Raw genomic sequence first — 19,315 nt, forward strand, 5'->3', positions numbered from 1 at the left:
ATGCAATTTTTGTATAACAAGCAAGCTGGAGAAGAGTTTATACAACTTCAAGGTGAAAACTTTAACCATTTAAAAGTAAGAAGAGTAAAGGAAAATTCGGAGCTAAATCTTAGAAATTTACAAGATAATTTTCTTTACAACTATACAATCACAAATTTAACAAGAAATTCTTGCACTTTAAAATTTTTAAACAAAAAATCACAAAATATAAAACAAAGTGAATTAAACTTAGCCTTAGCCATTATAGATATTAAAATTTTAGAAAAAACTCTACCTTTCTTAAATGAACTTGGAGTAAAAAAGTTACATTTGGTTTTTACAAATTTTTCACAAAGAAATTTTAAAATCGATTTAGAAAGATTTGAAAAAATCATTATTTCTTCTTGTGAACAATGCGGTAGAAATACTAAAATGGATTTAATTATCCACCAAAGCACTCAAGAATTTGTTCAAAAATTTCCAAATGCAATTATGGTTGATTTTCAAGGAGAACAACAAAGTCATTTCGATGAAAAAGAATTATATTTTATAGGTCCTGAAGGTGGATTTAACAATGATGAGAGATTATTGTTTAACCGGAAAATCTCTCTTAAAAGCTCTAATATTCTAAAAAGTCAAACAGCTATTATAGCTATAGCTTCAAAAATTTTGCTTTAACTTTTCTTAAATTAATCTCTTTTTTATGTTAAATAATTTATAATCACGGCTTATTGTTTTAATTTTTAAGGAAAACTAATGAAAAAAGAAATTCACCCAGAATATGTAGAATGCAAAGTAAGTTGTGCTTGTGGAAATACTTTTACAACAAAGTCAAACAAAGCAGAATTAAGAGTAGATATTTGTTCAAATTGCCATCCTTTTTTTACAGGCAGTGAAAAAATTGTAGATGCTGCAGGTCGTGTAGAGAAATTTAAGAAAAAATACGCAATGCAATAATTATGCTTTATTTTATTCCTACTCCCATAGGAAATTTAAGCGATATTTCTTTTAGAGCCTTAGAACTTTTAAAGACTTGCGATCTTGTGTTTTGCGAAGATACAAGAGTAAGTAAGTCTTTGATTTCGTTATTAAATACCAAATTTCACACTGATATACATATTTCTAAATTTATAGCCTTACACTCCCATAATGAAAAAGAAGTTTTAGCAAGTATTGATTTAAAGATATTTGAAAAAAATGTAGCTTATTTAAGCGATGCAGGAATGCCAGGGATTAGTGATCCTGGCAAGGCTTTGGTAGAATTTGCACAAGAAAATAATATCACCTATGAAATTTTACCAGGTGCAAATGCAGCCTTAGTTGCTCTTGTAAGCTCAGCATTTTGTCAAAAAGAATTTATCTTTATTGGTTTTTTAGCAAATAAAGGCAAAGAAAGACAAAAAGATATAGAAAAAATTTTAAACTTTCCTTATCCAAGTATTATTTACGAATCCCCCAAGCGTATTTTATCTTTAGTAGAACAGATTATGATTCTAGACAACCAAAGAGAAATTTTTTTGATTAAAGAAATCAGTAAAAAATTTGAAAAAAAATTTAAAGGCAATGCTAAAGAGCTTTCTGAAATTTTAAAAAAGTCTAATTTAAACGGTGAATGGGTTGTAGTACTGCAATCAAAAGAGCAAAATTTTTTGCAAAATACTCTTTGTGAAAAAGATATTATGGATTTAGAGCTGTCTTTAAAAGCAAAAGCAAAATTATTATCAAAGATCAATGGAAAAAATGCAAAAGAAATTTATCAAAAACTGCTTTTAAGTCAAGATTAGGTAAAATTTTAATATGATAGTTTATGGGAAGCAAATATTTTTTTATATTTTAGAATATCATAAAGACTGTATCAATGAGCTTTATTTAGCAAAAGAATGTGATAAAATTACTTTTTCCAAAATCGCAAAATCAGGTTTTAAAATCAAAAAACTTGATTTTAAAACTGCTCAAGCTTATGCGAAAGGTGGAAATCATCAAGGTTTTTTGCTAGATATTAAAGAAAGTTCTTTTGCAAATTTAAATGAGATCAAAAAAAATGATTTTATTGTTATGCTTTATGGAATTAGTGATGTAGGAAATATAGGGGCTATCACGCGTACAGCTTATGCTTTAGGGGTTGGGGCTTTAATTTTTATTGGTGAAAAATTAGCCATGGAAGGAGTAATTCGCACAAGCAGCGGAGCGGCTCTTGATTTACCTATTGTGATAAGCAACGATGCTTTAAGTGTAATAAATGAACTAAAACAAGTAGGTTTTTATTTTTATGCGAGTGATGGCTCGGGAAAAGAAATTCACAGTGTAAAAATAAGCAATGGTAAAAAAGTTTTAGTTTTGGGTAGTGAGGGTTTTGGTTTAAGCTCTAAAATTGTAAAAAAATGCGATGAATGTGTGGGCATTGCGATGAAAAATAATTTTGATAGTCTTAATGTCAGCGCTGCTTTTGCAATACTTTGTGATAGGATGTTAAATGCTTAATTGGAAAAAAATACAAGAATTAAATTTAAAAGAAGTTGCAGCAAAAACGCAAATTGAACTTGATTTTCTTGAAGCTTTAGTAGAAAAGAATTTTGCTGTTTTAAGTCGTTTTAATGTTAAAGGTTTTGTTAAAATTTTGAGCAGAGAATACGAACTCGACTTTAGTGATTTTAACGAAGAGTATGAAGCTTATCTTAACGAAAACAATCCTACTCCACAAACAAAATCAAAAATGATAACCCCAAAACTAGATGCTTATAGTCAAAAATCCTTTAACACTTGGCCTTTTTTGATTGTTCTTATTGTTTTAGTGATTATAGGAAGTGGAATTTATTATTTTGATACACTTAAAACTTTTTTCAAAGATGAACAAAATAATACTAGTGCAACAGTTATAGATATCATAGGACAAGCACAAGAAAATTTAAAATCTTTAGGTGGAAACAATGTTGTTGTTATAGACAACAATAAAGCACAAGAAACAAATCGAACAGAGAGCGTTTTACCAAGCCAAAACATCTCATTACAAGAAAATGATAAAAACATAAGCATAGAAAATAATATCAGTGAAAATAACACAACCCTACTCGATGAAGAAAAAAATACCCAAATCCAAGAAGACACAAATACACCAAAAACTGATTCTTTAAAAGAAGCACATTTTAAAACCTCTACCAAGATTTGGATAGGTTTGATAGATTTAAAAAGCCTTAAAAAAACAAGCTTTGTTAAAGAAAAAGATTTTAATATTTCTTTAGATAAAGATCAGTTAATTTTAACAGGGGCTGCAGCTTTAACAATGTTTGATCAAGAAAATAAAGAACAAAAATTTCCTGCAGGAATTTCAAAACGTTTCTTGATTAAAGATGGAAAAATTACAAGTATTTCAGCTGCTGAATTTGTAAAATTAAATAAAGGTAAAGAATGGTAAAAAAAATTATTATTCTTACTTTTTGGGTTAATATATCTTTTGCAATCTCAAGTCTTGAATTAGCAAAAAATTTAGTAAACAATCCTAGTAAAAATTCTCAACTAGAATTATTATTTTCAAATAATTCTTACATAGATAATAATGGAAATTGTGATATTGCAAAAATATCTCAAATATTAAAAACCAATTCTTTAATTGCCTTAACACTATCAAATCCTCAAAGTCTAAGACTAAATTTTAAAGCAAAAGCTGATGAAGTTATGTTTTTTAAAATTTTATCCGATGTTTTAACAGATGCTGGATATATATATTTTATCCCTACAGATTTGATTTTAAGAGAAGGAAATATTGACTATACCATACAAGTAGAATCTCAATATGTTTTAGATCCTGGAACGCTTTACAATCTCTTAAAAGAAAATTCTGTCTATATAAATAATATTAAGCGTATTGGGGTATATGACTATGAATATGATTTAAATTTTTCCAATGCTGTATTAAAAACCAATACAAATGTTAATTTAAATACTCCAAAATCATTAGAAAAGCCCCTTAAAGACTATGTGCTTGATTTAAAAAATGCTACAAATTTGATTATTGATGCAAATGATTTAGACAATTGGTTTCCTAAAATCTTCTTTTTAGATAAAAATCTGAATCTAATTAAAGCAGTAAAAAGCGAAAATAAAAATAATCATTTTTCAGAACTTATTCCAAATGGTGCTATATATGCTATTGTAAGCGATATGTATAGTTTAGATAATATACGCAGGGGTTTAAAAATCACACTTAAAAAATAAAGGATTAAGAAATGTTTGATGAAATCCGTTTTAATACCATAGAAAGACTTCCAAATTATGTTTTCGCAGAAGTAAATGCGATAAAAATGGCAGCAAGACGTGCTGGAGAGGATATCATCGACTTTTCAATGGGAAATCCCAATGGTAAAACTCCACAACACATTATAGATAAACTTTGTGAAAGTGCTAACAAAGATAAAACCTCGGGATATTCTACATCCATGGGGATTTATAAACTTCGCTTAGCAATTTGTAATTGGTATAAAAGAAAATATAATGTCAACCTAGATCCTGAAAATGAAGTTGTAGCTACTATGGGTTCAAAAGAGGGTTTTGTAAATCTTGCAAGAGCGATTATAAATCCTGGAGATGTTGCTATTGTGCCAACTCCTGCTTATCCTATACATACTCAAGCTTTTATTATAGCAGGAGGTAATGTAGCAAAAATGCCTTTAGCTTATAATGAAAAATTTGAGCTTGATGAAAATCAATTTTTTGAAAATTTACATAAAACTTTAAATGAAAGCATCCCGTGTCCAAAATATGTCGTTGTTAATTTCCCGCATAATCCAACAACAGTAACTTGTGAGAAAAGTTTTTATGAAAGATTGATAGCAACGGCAAAAAAAGAAAGATTTTATATTATTTCAGATATTGCTTATGCAGATTTAACTTATGATGACTATAAAACTCCTTCTATTTTGGAAATTGAAGGCGCAAAAGATGTAGCGGTAGAAACTTACACTCTTTCAAAATCTTACAATATGGCAGGCTGGCGCGTGGGTTTTGTAGTAGGAAATAAACGCTTAGTCAGTGCGCTTAAAAAAATAAAATCTTGGTTTGATTATGGTATGTACACACCTATTCAAGTAGCAGCTACCATAGCTTTAGATGGAGATCAAACTTGTGTAGATGAAATCCGTGCAACTTATGATAAAAGAATGCACATTTTACTTGAAGCTTTTGAAAATGCAGGCTGGAAACTTCAAAAACCAAGAGCAAGTATGTTTGTTTGGGCAAAACTCCCTGAAAGCAAAAGACATTTAAAAAGTTTAGAATTTTCAAAGCAACTTTTACAGCGTGCTAGTGTTGCAGTAAGTCCTGGGGTAGGTTTTGGCGAAGCAGGTGATGAGTATGTAAGAATTGCTTTAATTGAAAATGAAAATCGCATACGCCAAGCTGCACGTAATATCAAAAAATATTTAAAAGAGTAAGTTATGAAAGTAGCGATTCTTGGTTATGGCACTGTTGGAAGTGCGGTGGTTAAATTTCTTTTAGAAAATGATAAACTCATTCGTGCAAGATGTGGGCAAAGCATAACTCCTGTGATCGCTCTTGCTAGAAGTCCTAAAAAAAATGCTTTAATTCCAATTACTCATAGCGTTGCAGAAATTTTAAATGCTGATGTAGATGTTTTTGTAGAATTAATGGGTGGGGTGGATGAAGCTTTTAAAATAGTGAGTGAAATTTTAAAAAAGAAAAAAGCTGTTGTTACTGCAAATAAAGCTATGCTTGCTTATCATCGTTATGAACTTGAAAATTTGGCTAAAAATTTAGCTTTTGGTTATGAAGCAAGTGTGGCTGGAGGAATTCCTATTATCAAGGTTTTAAAAGAAGGTTTAAGTGCAAATAATATTTTGGCTATAAAAGGGATTTTAAATGGTACGAGTAATTATATTTTAAGTTCTATGAGTCAAAAAAATATGAGTTTTAAACAAGCTTTGCAAATAGCTCAAAATTTAGGTTATGCAGAGGCTGATCCAACTTTTGACATAGAAGGGCAAGATGCAGCACATAAACTGCTTGTTTTATCAAGTATCGCTTATAATCTTAAAGCTAAACCTGAAGATATTTTGATCGAGGGTATTAGTGAAATTGCACCTGAAGATATGTATTTTGCTAATGAGTTTGAATTTACCATAAAACTTTTAGGTATAGCTAAGGTGCGTGAAAATAAAGTAGAATTAAGGGTGCATCCTACTATGATAGATAAAGAAAAAATGCTTGCAAAAGTTGATGGAGTGATGAATGCTATAAGCATTAATGGAGATTTGTTGGGTGAAAGTTTGTATTATGGAGCAGGAGCAGGAGGAGAGGCCACTGCAAGTGCTGTGATTTCAGATCTTATGGATATAGCAAGAGATCAGGTAAAAGCACCAATGCTTGGTTTTGTGAATACTTTAGAATACAAGCTTTTAAGCAAAGATGAAATTTATACAAAATATTATTTAAGGGTGAAAGTTGAAGATAAAATAGGGATTTTATCTAAAATCACACAATTGATGAGTGAAAATAATATTTCTATCGATAGTTTTTTACAAAAACCTAAAAAAAATGATGAAAATTACAGTACTTTGTTTTTTACTACACATTTAACTTATGAAAAAAGCATACAAAATTTGCTTGAAATTTTACGCAAACAAGATTTTATAAAAACCAAGCCTTTTATGATGCGTATAGAATAATGGGTGTAAAAGCTTATTTAGATGGAATTTTAGGGGAAGATAAGGCTTGTAAATTTTTAAAAAAACAAGGCTTTGAAATTTTAAAAAGAAATTTCCATTCTAAATTTGGAGAAATCGATATAATAGCCAAAAAAGATGAAATTTTACATTTTATAGAGGTTAAATTTACTCAAAATGATTATGAAGTTTCCGAGCGTTTGGATAGAAAAAAACTTGAAAAAATTTTAAAAACTATAGAATTTTATCATCTTAAAAATGGAATTTCATCGGATTTTCAGATTGATCTGATTTGCATTAAAAATGATGTGATACAATTTTGCGAAAATATAAGTTTTTAAGCTGATATTTAAAAAAATAAAATACAATTAGACAAAAATTAAAGAAAGGAAAAATTATGGGAAAATATATTGAATTAACAAGTGATAATTTTGCTCAAGCAAAAGAAGGTGTAGCTTTAGTTGATTTTTGGGCTCCATGGTGCGGACCTTGTAGAATGCTTGCTCCAGTTATTGATGAACTTTCAAATGACTTCGATGGTAAAGCTAAAATTTGCAAAGTAAATACAGATGAACAAGGTGATTTAGCAGCTGAATTTGGTGTTCGCTCTATTCCTACGCTTATTTTCTTTAAAAATGGTGAAGTTGTAGATCAACTCGTTGGTGCACAATCTAAACAAGCAATTAGCGATAAATTAAACTCTTTACTATAAACTAAAGGCTAGTATAACTAGCCTTCTTCTTAAAAATTTCAAATTTATACTAAATAATAATTTTTATTAACTACTATTAAGAATAATTTTTATATCATTATTAATAATAAAATTCAATATAAAGGAAATATAAATGTTAGATGTAGCAATCATAGGTGGAGGTCCTGCTGGACTTAGTGCCGGACTTTATGCAACTAGAGGTGGCCTTAAAAATGTAGTAATGTTTGAAAAAGGTATGCCTGGTGGACAAATTACCTCAAGTTCTGAGATAGAAAATTATCCAGGTGTAGCCCAAGTTATGGATGGAATTTCTTTTATGGCTCCTTGGAGTGAACAATGTATGCGTTTTGGTTTAAAACATGAAATGGTTGGAGTAGAACAAATTTTAAAAAATAGTGATGGAAGTTTTACCATCAAATTAGAAGGTGGTAAAACAGAACTTGCTAAAGCTGTGATAGTTTGTACAGGCTCAGCTCCAAAAAAAGCAGGTTTTAAGGGCGAAGATGAATTTTTTGGAAAAGGTGTAAGCACTTGTGCAACTTGTGATGGATTTTTTTATAAAAATAAAGAAGTTGCAGTTTTAGGTGGTGGAGATACGGCTTTAGAAGAAGCTTTATATCTAGCAAATATTTGTTCTAAGATTTATCTTATCCACCGCAGAGATGAGTTTAGAGCAGCTCCATCTACAGTAGAAAAAGTTAAGAAAAACGAAAAAATAGAACTCATTACTAGCGCAAGTGTAGATGAAGTATATGGCGATAAAATGGGTGTTGCTGGAGTAAAAGTAAAATTAAAAGATGGTAGTATTAGAGATTTAAATGTTCCAGGAATTTTTACTTTTGTTGGTCTTAACGTAAGAAATGAAATTTTAAAACAAGACGATAGTAAGTTTTTATGCAATATGGAAGAAGGTGGGCAAGTAAGTGTTGATCTTAAAATGCAAACTAGCGTTGCTGGACTTTTTGCCGCAGGGGACCTTAGAAAAGATGCGCCTAAGCAAGTTATTTGTGCTGCAGGTGATGGAGCTGTAGCTGCATTAAGTGCTATGGCTTATATAGAAAGCTTGCATTAAGATTTTATAAAGTTGCTAAAAGCAACTTTATTTTTATTTAGCTTCCTATCACTCCACCATCAAGTTTTCTTATCATCATTACACTTGATCTTGGTGTTTTTCCATAAGGAAAAGTACTACCTTTCAAACCTTCTCCTGGATGTTGTATGCCTACAAACATTGTAGTATAATCCTCACTAAAAGCAATCCCTGTTAATTCACAAGCAATAGGCCCTGTTAAAAAGCGTCTAATTTCCCCTGTTTTTGGATTTGCTGCTAGCATGCAGTTATTTCCCATACTTTCGTATTCATCTTTATTAGAATAAGATCCATCTGTTTGTATCCAAAGTCTTCCATCTCTATCAAATTTAAGTCCATCAGGAGAATTAAATTTATTTTCACTTGTAATATTATTTGAGCCTTTATATAAGCCTTGTTGGTTATCAGGATTTCCAGCAAGAGCAAAAATTTCCCAAGTAAAATCATCGTCTTTATGAGAATTTTTTGGCATCCATTTTAAAATTTGTCCATAAACATTTTTAGTCCTTGGATTTGCTGCATTAGGTTCTTGGCGATTTTTGTTGTTCGTTAGTGTTGCAAATACTTCTTTAGAACCACTTTGTTTATGGCTTGCTATCCATTCACATCTATCCATAGGAGTTGCACCTACAATACTTGCAGCAAGACGCGTATTGATGAGTACTTGAGCTTGAGACTTAAAACCATTTTTTTCATTTAAGCTGTTTTTGCCATATTCTAAAGCTATCCATTTTCCCTGTCCTTTAAAATCTCCCACATTGCCGTTAAACTGTCCTACATACAAAATACCTTCATCTAAAATTTTACTTGTATCAGCACCTTTTTTGTATTTATGTTTGCTAACAAATTTATAAATAAATTCATTCATCTCATCATCACCCATATAAACTATAACAGAACCATCTTTTTCTACGATAATTTCTGCATTTTCATGTTTAAAACGCCCTAAAGAAGTTCTTTTAACAGGTGTGCTTTGTGCATCAAAAGGATTGATTTCCACTATCCAACCAAAACGATTGGCTTCATCCATATTTTTAGCTAAATCAAATCTTTCATCAAATTTTTCCCATCCATAAAGACTAGTTTTGTTAAATCCATAGCGTTTAAGAGAGTCATTAAATTCTAGATTTTCATCTAAACTTCCAAAAAAATCATCAAAATTTTCTTCACAGGTGATATAAGTTCCCCAAGGTGTTTGTCCATTTGCACAATTTGCAAAAGTTCCATGAACAAATTTTTCATTTTTTAAAACTTCTTTTTTAGCTGCTCCACTTACTTGCATTTTAGTGTTTGCATCGATTCTGCGGTTATACTTAGAGTCTAAAACCACAGTCCAATCATCACCTTTTTTTTCGATTTCTAAGATACTCACACCCACACTGGCTTGCTCATATAAAATATCTTCTTTGCTTAAATTTTTACCATGATGATTAAACATGATTTCAGGATTTATATATTCATTATTAACGGCTAAAATTCCTCTGTTTTTTGAAAGTGGAAAAAAACTCATACCATCATTGTCATCTCCAAAAACCAAATGAGCATTTTTAACTGCATTCATGTCGATGATTTTATTTTCATCATAAGGTTTTGCTTTACTAAAAAGTGGATCACCCCAAGAAATTAAAACCTTTGCTTCATAACCTTGTGGTACTATAACTTTATCTTGTGTGCTTGCACTAACAGCTTTAAAACCTAGCAAATCCTTATCCTTAAGCATAGCAGCACTTAAATTTGAACTTGCAAAAAAAGCCACCATAGAACCTAAAGCTGAACCTTTTAAAAACAATCTTCTTTCCATTTGTTTTTACCCCATATTGAAATTTAAAACAATGGAAGTATAAAAATATTTGGAAACTTTTTAGAAACTTTGATGAAAAATTTAAATTGAAGAAAAAATTTATACCTAGTTTTTCACTAGGTATAAATGATTAATTAAAACCTCTTCTTCTTAACATCTTCTAAGATATTATTAGCTATATCACTTACTGTACTAGAAATAATAGCTGATTCATTAGCAATTTCAACATTATCTTTAGTAGTTTGATCAATTTGAGCTACGCTATCATTGATTTGAGTGATACCTGCAGTTTGTTCTTTAATACTTTCTGCCATATCATTGATAGATTGAACAAGTAAATTAGTATTAGCTTCAATTTCAGATAAAGACTTTTGAGTTCTTTCAGCTAACTTTCTAACTTCATCAGCTACCACTGCAAAGCCTCTACCATGTTCTCCAGCACGAGCTGCTTCAATAGCTGCATTTAAAGCTAAAAGATTGATTTGATCTGCAATATCACCTATAATACCTGTAACATTTTTAATCTCTTCGGATTGAGTGATAACATCACTAGTTTTAACTGAAACATTTTGCATAGAAGAAGTGATCTCTTCTAAAGCTGCTGCAGTTTCTTCTAAAGATTGAGCTTGAGAATTTGAAGAAGTGGTTAAGCTTTGAACAGCAGTTTGTAATTTTCCACTTTCATTAGCTAAAGCATTAGCAAAGTCTGAACTTTGTTTTAGCATTTTAACTATTTCATCACCTAAAGCATTAGTAGTTAATTCTACACTACCGCTAGCATTTTCTAATTTATTTCTAAAGTCTAAGCTTTTGTATTCTTCAAAAATTTTATGAATAGCATTCATATCAGAACCTACTCTAGCTTGTAAAACATCAAGAAGTTTATTTAGAACATTTTTAAGTTCAATAAGCTGTGGGTTTCTTGGATTAGCAGTAATTCTTGCTGTTAAATTACCACCTTCTACAACTGATACGGTTTGAACTGATTCTTTAACGGCTTGATTGTCTTGTTCTAAGCCTCTTTTAGTAGCAAGAATGTTTTCATTGATAATTTTACCCATTTGCCCCAATTCATCATTGCTTTTTACTTCTATAGTAGAAACATTTTTTGTTTTATGGTTGATAAAGTCAAAGAAATTTTGCAGGGAATTAACTATAATTGGAAGTTTAGATCCTACTATATTTTTTACACAAAAATACAGAATAATTAAAATAGCAATTAATACAATAATTGCAATACTAATTAGAATAAAATTCAATTCATATAAAGGCGCAAAAATAGATTTTTTAGGTGCTGTTACAACCATGCTCCAATGACTCGAATCTCCTAAGGTACTAAATGAAGCAACTCCTGCATAGCTTAAATTTCCGCTTAAGTCAACATAATTATCAATAATCAAATCTTTATGATTTTTAACAGCATCAATAATTAATTGCACGGATGCATCTTGATTAATTTCAGGTAAAGTTTTTAAAATAGCATCTTTGTTCTTATGAATAACAATAACACCTTGATCTGTTATTAAAAATCTTAAATCATCTTTATAAAAATCTAACTTCGGATCAAGTATTGTTTCAGATATTTCTAAAAAATCAAAAGTAAATCCAACTATACCGATAAATTTTCCTTCTTTATTAAATAAGGGCATTCCTAAGTTAATACCTAAAAATTCTGTTCCATCATAATTAAGTCTTGATGGAGATCCTAAAAATATAGTATCAAGATCACCATATCTTGCATTTTTTTTAATTTTTTCTATAATAGGTAGTTGTGAAAAATTGCTCGGAGCGTGTATGCTTTTAATACCGCCTGCCTTCCCTGTGGTTTCATCAAAAAAAATCATTGTTACACTTTTGCCATCAGAGTTTTTAAAATTTTTATCTAAAGATTCAACATGAGTTAGTATAGAAGAATCCTGTAAATAAAGAAAAGCATAAGCTGCATAACCGCTACTATCAAATGTATTTCTTAAAAGACTTTCTATTATACCAGCGTTCACTTGATCATTTTTTGAAAATATTTCATTTAATGAAGTGGCCATTGCTTTTGTTAATACAACCTCTTCATTTAAAATACCTTCCATGTAATTGACATATCTTTTTGAAGACAAAAATATTGAATCTTTAGCTTCTTTTTCCATACTTTTAGAAGTATATATAGATACGGTTAAAACAATTACAACTATGCCTAAGACTATTCCTATTGCTACAGATAAAATAAGCTTAGTACTTAAATTTAGAGAACGAAAATTCATATTTTTCCTTTTTGTGAGCTTTTAAATTTTTACAATAAAATTTCAGAGTTGCTATTCTATTTTATAATATTTTAAAATATTCTTAAAAATTTTAATATTTTTTATCTTTTTATCATATGTTAACTTTTTATAAATATTAAGTATTTAAAATATTAAATTTTAATTAGAAGTAAGAATTATTAATGCAATTTACATTTGAACAAATTTTTATAGCAATACTACTGACTCTTTTTGCAGGTTTTTCTACAGCTATAGGTTCTACAATAGCCTTTTTTTCCAGAAAAGATGATTTAAGAGTGCTTTCTTTAGGACTTGGTTTTTCAGCTGGAGTAATGATATATATTTCTTTCATGGAAATTTTACCTACTGCACTTAAAGATTTTAAAAATCACTATGATTCACATTGGGCTGAGCTCTTGGGACTAGCTTGTTTTTTTGGTGGAATTTTAATATCTTTATTGATTGATAAATTAATCCCCGAAGATGTTAATCCTCATGAACCTAAAGAAGATTTAAGCGAGTTAAAAATTTGTCCTTTACCTCAAAAAGGACAAAATCCTCCGAAATTTCATCCTGGAGAAAAGTTGCATCAGATCAATACTAAAGCTTTAAAACGCACAGGGATTTTTACAGCTTTAGCTATTGCTATACATAATTTCCCAGAAGGTTTTGCTACTTTTATTTCAAGTCTTGATAATCTTACTTTAGGAATTGCTATAGCTATAGCTGTGGCTATACACAATATCCCTGAAGGTTTGGCTGTGAGTTTGCCAATTTACCATGCTACAGGAGATAAGAAAAAAGCTTTTATTTATTCAGCTCTTTCGGGTTTAGCAGAGCCTTTGGGTGCTTTTGTTGGAGCTTTGATTTTATTGCCTTTTATAGGCGATCTTACTTTAGCTATAAGTTTTGCTGTGATTGCAGGAATTATGGTTTTTATATCCCTTGATGAGCTTTTGCCCGCTGCAAAAACTTATGATAAGGCTCATGATAGTTTATATGGACTTATCGCAGGAATGGCAATAATGGCTTTAAGTTTAAATTTGCTTGGACAATAGAAAGCCTTGCGGCTTTCTTAAATTTAATTCGCACCTTTTGGCACGCTGAAGGCAGTAAGTTTTGGTAGTTCACCTTTAAATTTTTCTATGTTTACGAGCCCTGTGTGAGAGATATTGCCATTGGCAAGTTTTGAAGTTGGTATATCCATGGTTAAAACATTTGCATTTCCACATTTGCAAAGTCCGTTTTCATTAGGATCATACCAAGCACCTTCGCAAAGTCTTACAACCCCTTGCATGATTTCATCATTTACAACCGCCCCTGCTAAAACTTCACCGCGTTTGTTAAACACACGCACTACATCGCCATTTTTTATACCAAGTTTTTTTGCATCTTTGGAATTGATTAAAATCGGCTCTCTATCTTTTATTGCATAAGTATCTCTTAAGCTTGTGTGGCAAAGTTGAGAGTGCAAGCGATCTCTTGGGTGATTTGTAAGTAAGTGGAAAGGTGCTTCTTTGCTTGCATTTCCAAGCCATTCAATAGGCTCAAACCAAGTAGGATGTGCCTTACAATCATCATAATTATAATTTTTAATCGTTTCTGAGTAAATTTCAATGAGTCCTGAATCTGTACCCAGAGCATTTAAGATAGGATCTTCTATAAATTCTGAAAAACGAGTCCATTCTAAACTTTCAGCTGTTGGTTCAAAAGTGATTGGTTTATTTTTAGCCCAAAATTCTTCAAAACTTGGCATAGGAGTGGCAAAAGCTTCGCCAAAACTTTGAGTTTGTTTTAGGGCACTGTTGTAGTATTCTTTGATGAAATCTTTAGCTTTTTTGCCATTTTCTGTGTAGGCATTAAAGACATCTTTTCCATAAATTTTACAAATATCAGAGAAAATTACATAATCATCTTTGCTCTCACCCACAGGCTCAACGGCTTGTTTCATAGGAGCTATATGCATATTTGAATAATCTCCTGTCATGGTAATATCATCTCTTTCGTAAGATGAAGTTACAGGCATGATAATATCTGCCATTTTAGCTGTTGGAGTCCAGTAAATTTCATTTACCACAACGGTGCGTGGTTTTCTCCATGCTTTTACATTAGTGTTGGTATCTTGATGATGCACTAAAGGATTTCCACCTACCCAGTAGATAAAATCAATATCAGGATAAGTGATTTTAGCACCATTATGATCTATGGTTTTTCCAGGATGAAGTAAAGCATCAGCGATTCTTGCTACAGGGAAAGAATAACTCGCTGCATTTTGAAGCCATTCTGCACCTTCGCTTGAAGCTTCTGCTTTGCTTAAGCCTTTAAATTTACCATTTTTCCAAATTCCTAAGCTACCTGCTGTCATACCACCGATCACTCCGCCTTTGCAAGTTGGAACACCGCCATTGCTATAATGGTAGCTTAGTCCAAAACCACCTCCTTTTGTGCCGATTTGTCCTAACATCGCACAAAGAGTAACTAGCATCCAGTGAGGCTGTTCTCCATGATGTGCTCTTTGCATACCCCAACCACTCATAATCATAGTAGGATTATCATAAAAAGTTTCAGCTAAATTTTTGATAGTTTTTTCATCGATACCACAAATTTTACTTGCCCATTTGGTATCTTTTTTAACTCCATCTTCTTTGCCTTCTAAATAGTCTTTAAATTTATCAAAGCCAGTGGTGTAAGTGTCTAAAAACTCGTAATTGACTTTTTTCTTAGCGATTAAATGGCTTGCCATACCCATCATTAAAGCCACATCGGTATTTGGGCGTGGAGCTATCCATTTGGCATTTAAAAATTTCGCTGTAGTGGTTTTTACAGGATCTATACAAATCACTTTGATTTTACTGTTTTTAAGTTTTTCAAAATACGCCAACCCTCTTTGTTCGTTTGAAGTCCAAGCTATGCGTAAAGTAGAAAGCGGATCAGCACCCCAAATCACAACATATTTAGAATCGCTTAAGATATTTTCCCATGAGGTTTGTTGCTCATAAACTTCAATCGATCCTACAACATAAGGCATAATCACTTGAGAAGCTCCTGTAGAATAGTCCCCTGTAGCTCCTACAAATCCACCTGTTACATTTAAAAATCTATGAAGCAAGATACGTGAGTTTTGCATATTTCCACTTGATTTCCAGCCATAACTTCCACCAAAAATCGCACTTGCGCCTTTACTATCTCTTGTTTTTTTAAGTTCTTTGGCGATGAGTTTGATCGCTTCATCATAACTTACGCGAACAAACTCATCTTTTCCGCGAAGTTCAGGTTTAGGATTGTCAGGATTTTCAAGGTAGGATTTACGCACATAAGGGTACTTCACACGAGATTTATAAACCATATCGGCGGTATAGTGCTGTAAAGGATTATCCATTTTTGTAACTTTTTCCCAAGGTTCACTTTTTACTATTTTGCCATCTTTTATAGTAAGTTTTAAAATCCCCCAGTGTGCTGCGGTGATCACTTCTCCATTTTTTACAAGTCCGAGGCTAACTTTTGAAGCTTCTACGGTTTTTCCTGCACTTAAGCTTGGAATGAGAGGTAAAGCACTTAAGCTCGCTCCAATTTTTAAAAATTTTCTTCTATCTAGCATGCTTTTCTCCTTATTTTGTTTTAAAATCTTTTGCGTTTTTTTGTAAGTATTCTATAACTAGCCATCTGTCTTTTTTATCAATACCTGTTCTATCAGCCATAGAACGGAAAATTGCAGGCCAAGCATTAGCTGTAAATTCTTTTTCTTTGTGGATAGCGTGGCAAATTCCGCAGTTATTTACAAAAAGCTCTTTGGCTCGATTTAACATTTCTTTATTGTCTTTGACAAATTCTTTTTTATCTGCCCAAATTTCAAGGCTTACCTTATCCCATTTGCCATTTTTTCCAGTTATTCTTTGAGAGAAATTTAATTTTGTATTTTTAGAAAAAGCTGCAACAATAATTCTTTGAGAGTCATTGAAATAAATCACAGAAGGTGCTTTAGGATTTACATAACCATCAATTTTTAGCAAAACCCTGTTATTTTCGCTTTTTAATACTTCAAAAGGATTTGTAGGTAAAAGTCTTCCTATGACTTTAGTATCATCTTTATTAAGATAAAGCGATACAACTTCATCGGTATAGGCGGTATTTTTTGCCCATAAACATGTCGCTAGGACAACAAAAGAAATGAAAATTTTTTTCATTACTAATTCCTTAATATAAATTTGATGTAAATGTATTTTAATACTATGCAATTTAATTATTACTTAATTGTATAATTTTTACTAAGATTACTTATTTTTGGTGCTTTAATATTATTCTTTATTGATATAATAAATTTGAGTTAATTATATTTTACTTATTGTTTTTTAGAAAAGATAAAACTTCAATTATAAAAAAAGTTTGTTTTGAGCCCAGATTAATACTTCTGAGCCCATTTCGATCTCGTTGAGTTTTAAGATATAAGCTTTTTATAGCTTTATTTTCCCTCCCATTTTTAACTCTCATTTAGCAAAGTGCTTTTAGATTTAAAGGTTGATTGACTCCTTATCTTCTATATTAATAAATATTATATTAATAAAACTTAAATTATTATTAATATTTATATAATTTATAGCGGAATTATTGTTTTGTTATGTGAATAATTAATGTATTTTAGAATTTTTGCTAGTTGATTTCTTGAATCAAATACATTTTAAGGTGTGATAAAATTCAGGATTATTAAAAGTTGGAGGAAAAGGAACGCTAGCTCTAAATTCTTTATAGGTATTACCCGGGAGTGTGTCTATGATTTCTATAGTATAAGAAACACTTGTATTTTGCATTTTAGCGTTACGGATATTTTTATCATTGAAAATTTCACCTCCTACTTGTTGTTGGTTTAATATGCTAAGTATCAAATAGCATTTTTTGATTTTAAATTTAGTAAGATTTTGAACTTTTCCACTTACTATAACGCTTTCATGTCTTAGATCTCTTGTGTAGGTTAGTTTGCTAAGATCGGCTTGAGTGGTGAATTGATTGATTGTTAGAAAAATAGAATATATCAAAAGTGCGGTAAAAATAGTAGCTATGGTATAAGAAATCAAAGCCATTTCTTTCTGTTTGACTTTTAGAAAGATTAAAATACAAATCAAGGCAAAGCAAATAAGTAAAATGATAAAAGCTATAATATGAAAAATCGTAAAATGCATTAAAAACACTCCGAAACTAAGCGTATGGTATAGTTATTTTCATAGTTAAAATTTTCAAAAGCAATTCTTTGAACTTGGGTTGCGTTTTTCTTTAGATCTTTAATTTCTCTACTTTTTTGTCTAAAAGGGATAAATTTCTTTTTATATTCTTCTATGATATTATCATTAGGTATTTTATCTGCAAAAATTTTAGCTGTAATTTTACATTCTTTAAAATTATTTTTTGAATTATTTGTAATGTTAAAATCAACAATTAAATCATTTGAGCTTTGTATCATTTTTTGATCTGTAATAGCGATTTTTCGAGTTCTTACTTCATTGTCTATTAGTTTATACCCATAGATATAAACTAAAAAACAAATAATAATATCAAATGCAATAATAAAAAGTGCTGCTATAGGTCTATGGCGTAAAAATACACAAAGAAGTAAAACACAAGTGAAGAGAAAAAAAACTAATAAAATCAGCATATAATCTACTAAATATAAATGAGTAGTGTAAAAAAGCACGATTTCTCTTAGTTTCTCCACTTGTGTATCCTTTAGTTCATGTTGGCAGCACTTTGCTTTTTAGCATCTTTGGTATCAACCCAAATGTTTGGCACTGCTCCACCTGGAGTTAAGAAAATTTTAGCATCTTGATTGACTTTTAAAGCTTCATTAAATTCTTTTTGAGTTTCAATTTGTTTTAAATTTAGCAAAGGGGTGTTTAGGCTGTTTGCGATTTCTTTGTTAGAATAAGCTTGTGCATCTGCTTCTATTTTAACAGCCATAGCTTTACCTTTGGCGCTGATTATGGTTGCATTTGCTTCCCCTTCAGCTAAAGCAGCTTTTTTTAAGGCTTCTTGATTAGCTCTTTCTACTTCATATTTAGTTCTTTCAGCCTCTTGTTTTGCAATTTGCACGCGTTCGATTTGTTCTTTTACTTTTGAAGGTAAAATAATTTCTCTAAGTTGTACAGCGCGAAGTTCTACAGGTTCATTTGGTTGGGCTTCTATGGTTTTTCTTATACCTTCTTCTATTTGAGTGGCTATTGTATTACGATTAGTAGGAAGTTCTTCGGCTGTGTATTTTCCTACAACACTTCGCACTACATCACGAACAACTGGATCGATAATTTTATTTTCCCAATTTAAGCTCCAAGTAGCTATGGTTTGAGGAACTTGCAAAGGATTTAAACGGTATTGCACTGTAACATCAATAGATACAGGCAATCCACGAGAATCAAGTACAGAAATACTATTTTTATTAATAACACCTGAACCTGAAGATAAATTTTCATTACTTCCCTCTATAGAAGCATAGTTGATTTGTCTTACTCTAGTATCGATTATGGTTATTTTTTGTACAAAAGGTAAGAAAAAGTGAAGTCCTGGTTCTAATGGATTTGGGTCATATTTACCTGTTGTTGATTTAATCCCCATTTCCCCAGAATTTATCACCATAAAAGGTTTTGCAACGATTAAAAATAAGATAATAATAATCACCCCATAAACAAATGGAGAGAATTTCCCAAAACCTTTAAAATTAAATTCTGGTGCTTTGAAATTGAAATTTTGACGGTTGTTGTTTCCGTTATTGTTAGAATTTCCATTTTTTTTATTGAAATAATCATTCAAATCAGCTGGCAT

At 30.8% G+C, this 19,315-nt stretch carries 19 protein-coding genes; 12 read left to right on the forward strand and 7 right to left on the reverse strand.

Annotation, left to right across the window (positions count from 1 at the left end; genetic code table 11):
- From FBF02_RS01200 to trxB, 11 genes are all read left to right on the forward strand, one after another.
- Complete coding sequence (locus FBF02_RS01200) at positions 1-657, forward strand: 16S rRNA (uracil(1498)-N(3))-methyltransferase (RefSeq protein ID WP_002851903.1); 657 nt, start codon at positions 1-3, stop codon at positions 655-657.
- 78 nt (positions 658-735) lie between these two features.
- Positions 736-936 (forward strand): 50S ribosomal protein L31, encoded by a 201-nt coding sequence (gene rpmE / locus FBF02_RS01205; RefSeq protein WP_002851603.1) that lies wholly within the window; start codon positions 736-738, stop codon positions 934-936.
- Positions 937-938: 2 nt separating this feature from the next.
- The gene (rsmI, locus tag FBF02_RS01210) at positions 939-1,763 is read left to right on the forward strand and encodes a 16S rRNA (cytidine(1402)-2'-O)-methyltransferase (RefSeq protein WP_002851893.1); all 825 of its coding nucleotides are present in this window, start codon (positions 939-941) and stop codon (positions 1,761-1,763) included.
- Positions 1,764-1,776: 13 nt separating this feature from the next.
- Positions 1,777-2,460 (forward strand): 23S rRNA (guanosine(2251)-2'-O)-methyltransferase RlmB, encoded by a 684-nt coding sequence (rlmB, locus tag FBF02_RS01215; RefSeq protein ID WP_002851944.1) that lies wholly within the window; start codon positions 1,777-1,779, stop codon positions 2,458-2,460.
- On the forward strand, positions 2,453-3,391 hold the full coding sequence (locus FBF02_RS01220; RefSeq protein ID WP_002851924.1) for a membrane protein: 939 nt from the start codon (positions 2,453-2,455) through the stop codon (positions 3,389-3,391). Before rlmB ends, FBF02_RS01220 begins: the two co-directional genes overlap by 8 nt.
- Complete coding sequence (locus FBF02_RS01225; RefSeq protein ID WP_002851994.1) at positions 3,385-4,191, forward strand: hypothetical protein; 807 nt, start codon at positions 3,385-3,387, stop codon at positions 4,189-4,191. Before FBF02_RS01220 ends, FBF02_RS01225 begins: the two co-directional genes overlap by 7 nt.
- 11 nt (positions 4,192-4,202) lie before the next feature.
- A complete protein-coding gene (locus tag FBF02_RS01230; protein ID WP_002851675.1) occupies positions 4,203-5,405 on the forward strand; it encodes an LL-diaminopimelate aminotransferase in 1,203 nt (400 codons plus the stop codon).
- Between the two features lie 3 nt (positions 5,406-5,408).
- Entirely contained in the window at positions 5,409-6,656 is a 1,248-nt protein-coding gene (locus FBF02_RS01235; protein WP_002851705.1) for a homoserine dehydrogenase, read from the forward strand.
- The gene (locus FBF02_RS01240; protein WP_002851874.1) at positions 6,656-6,994 is read left to right on the forward strand and encodes a YraN family protein; all 339 of its coding nucleotides are present in this window, start codon (positions 6,656-6,658) and stop codon (positions 6,992-6,994) included. The genes FBF02_RS01235 and FBF02_RS01240 overlap by 1 nt, the downstream gene beginning before the upstream one ends.
- 56 nt (positions 6,995-7,050) lie before the next feature.
- A complete protein-coding gene (gene trxA / locus FBF02_RS01245; RefSeq protein WP_002851800.1) occupies positions 7,051-7,365 on the forward strand; it encodes a thioredoxin in 315 nt (104 codons plus the stop codon).
- Between the two features lie 133 nt (positions 7,366-7,498).
- Positions 7,499-8,437 carry a thioredoxin-disulfide reductase gene (trxB, locus tag FBF02_RS01250; protein ID WP_002851648.1) on the forward strand — a complete coding sequence of 313 codons (939 nt, stop codon included), beginning with the start codon at positions 7,499-7,501 and terminating at the stop codon, positions 8,435-8,437.
- Positions 8,438-8,474: 37 nt separating this feature from the next.
- On the opposite strand, the gene FBF02_RS01255 is transcribed toward trxB, so the two are convergent.
- Positions 8,475-10,256, reverse strand: coding sequence for a PhoX family phosphatase (locus tag FBF02_RS01255; protein WP_002851929.1), 1,782 nt, complete (start codon positions 10,254-10,256; stop codon positions 8,475-8,477).
- A gap of 134 nt (positions 10,257-10,390) precedes the next feature.
- Entirely contained in the window at positions 10,391-12,511 is a 2,121-nt protein-coding gene (locus tag FBF02_RS01260; protein WP_021036342.1) for a methyl-accepting chemotaxis protein, read from the reverse strand.
- A 182-nt stretch (positions 12,512-12,693) separates the two neighbouring features.
- Between FBF02_RS01260 and zupT the strand changes: the two genes are divergently transcribed.
- A complete protein-coding gene (gene zupT / locus FBF02_RS01265; protein WP_002858653.1) occupies positions 12,694-13,569 on the forward strand; it encodes a zinc transporter ZupT in 876 nt (291 codons plus the stop codon).
- 23 nt (positions 13,570-13,592) lie between these two features.
- Here zupT and FBF02_RS01270 read toward each other — a convergent pair whose 3' ends face one another.
- The 5 genes from FBF02_RS01270 to FBF02_RS01290 form a co-directional block, all read right to left on the reverse strand.
- Complete coding sequence (locus FBF02_RS01270) at positions 13,593-16,109, reverse strand: molybdopterin guanine dinucleotide-containing S/N-oxide reductase (protein ID WP_002858724.1); 2,517 nt, start codon at positions 16,107-16,109, stop codon at positions 13,593-13,595.
- A gap of 10 nt (positions 16,110-16,119) precedes the next feature.
- Positions 16,120-16,695, reverse strand: coding sequence for a cytochrome c3 family protein (locus FBF02_RS01275; RefSeq protein WP_002851702.1), 576 nt, complete (start codon positions 16,693-16,695; stop codon positions 16,120-16,122).
- Between the two features lie 480 nt (positions 16,696-17,175).
- Entirely contained in the window at positions 17,176-17,685 is a 510-nt protein-coding gene (locus FBF02_RS01280) for a DUF2393 family protein (RefSeq protein WP_002858703.1), read from the reverse strand.
- A complete protein-coding gene (locus FBF02_RS01285; protein ID WP_002858737.1) occupies positions 17,685-18,215 on the reverse strand; it encodes a DUF2393 domain-containing protein in 531 nt (176 codons plus the stop codon). The genes FBF02_RS01280 and FBF02_RS01285 overlap by 1 nt, the downstream gene beginning before the upstream one ends.
- A gap of 11 nt (positions 18,216-18,226) precedes the next feature.
- Positions 18,227-19,315, reverse strand: a complete 1,089-nt coding sequence (locus FBF02_RS01290) for a prohibitin family protein (RefSeq protein WP_002858687.1) — start codon at positions 19,313-19,315, stop codon at positions 18,227-18,229.

The organism is Campylobacter sp. CFSAN093226 (genome assembly GCF_012897595.1).
Taxonomy (GTDB): domain Bacteria; phylum Campylobacterota; class Campylobacteria; order Campylobacterales; family Campylobacteraceae; genus Campylobacter_D; species Campylobacter_D jejuni.

Bases quoted from the DNA above. Each gene is read 5' to 3' on its own strand.
- FBF02_RS01275 (WP_002851702.1), bottom strand. From the start codon at position 16,695: ATGAAAAAAATTTTCATTTCTTTTGTTGTCCTAGCGACATGTTTATGG.
- trxB (WP_002851648.1), top strand. From the start codon at position 7,499: ATGTTAGATGTAGCAATCATAGGTGGAGGTCCTGCTGGACTTAGTGCC.
- FBF02_RS01220 (WP_002851924.1), top strand. From the start codon at position 2,453: ATGCTTAATTGGAAAAAAATACAAGAATTAAATTTAAAAGAAGTTGCA.
- rpmE (WP_002851603.1), top strand. From the start codon at position 736: ATGAAAAAAGAAATTCACCCAGAATATGTAGAATGCAAAGTAAGTTGT.
- FBF02_RS01270 (WP_002858724.1), bottom strand. From the start codon at position 16,109: ATGCTAGATAGAAGAAAATTTTTAAAAATTGGAGCGAGCTTAAGTGCT.
- FBF02_RS01225 (WP_002851994.1), top strand. From the start codon at position 3,385: ATGGTAAAAAAAATTATTATTCTTACTTTTTGGGTTAATATATCTTTT.
- FBF02_RS01230 (WP_002851675.1), top strand. From the start codon at position 4,203: ATGTTTGATGAAATCCGTTTTAATACCATAGAAAGACTTCCAAATTAT.
- FBF02_RS01240 (WP_002851874.1), top strand. From the start codon at position 6,656: ATGGGTGTAAAAGCTTATTTAGATGGAATTTTAGGGGAAGATAAGGCT.
- rsmI (WP_002851893.1), top strand. From the start codon at position 939: ATGCTTTATTTTATTCCTACTCCCATAGGAAATTTAAGCGATATTTCT.
- zupT (WP_002858653.1), top strand. From the start codon at position 12,694: ATGCAATTTACATTTGAACAAATTTTTATAGCAATACTACTGACTCTT.
- FBF02_RS01235 (WP_002851705.1), top strand. From the start codon at position 5,409: ATGAAAGTAGCGATTCTTGGTTATGGCACTGTTGGAAGTGCGGTGGTT.
- FBF02_RS01260 (WP_021036342.1), bottom strand. From the start codon at position 12,511: ATGAATTTTCGTTCTCTAAATTTAAGTACTAAGCTTATTTTATCTGTA.
- FBF02_RS01280 (WP_002858703.1), bottom strand. From the start codon at position 17,685: ATGCATTTTACGATTTTTCATATTATAGCTTTTATCATTTTACTTATT.
- FBF02_RS01290 (WP_002858687.1), bottom strand. From the start codon at position 19,315: ATGCCAGCTGATTTGAATGATTATTTCAATAAAAAAAATGGAAATTCT.
- FBF02_RS01255 (WP_002851929.1), bottom strand. From the start codon at position 10,256: ATGGAAAGAAGATTGTTTTTAAAAGGTTCAGCTTTAGGTTCTATGGTG.
- trxA (WP_002851800.1), top strand. From the start codon at position 7,051: ATGGGAAAATATATTGAATTAACAAGTGATAATTTTGCTCAAGCAAAA.
- FBF02_RS01200 (WP_002851903.1), top strand. From the start codon at position 1: ATGCAATTTTTGTATAACAAGCAAGCTGGAGAAGAGTTTATACAACTT.
- rlmB (WP_002851944.1), top strand. From the start codon at position 1,777: ATGATAGTTTATGGGAAGCAAATATTTTTTTATATTTTAGAATATCAT.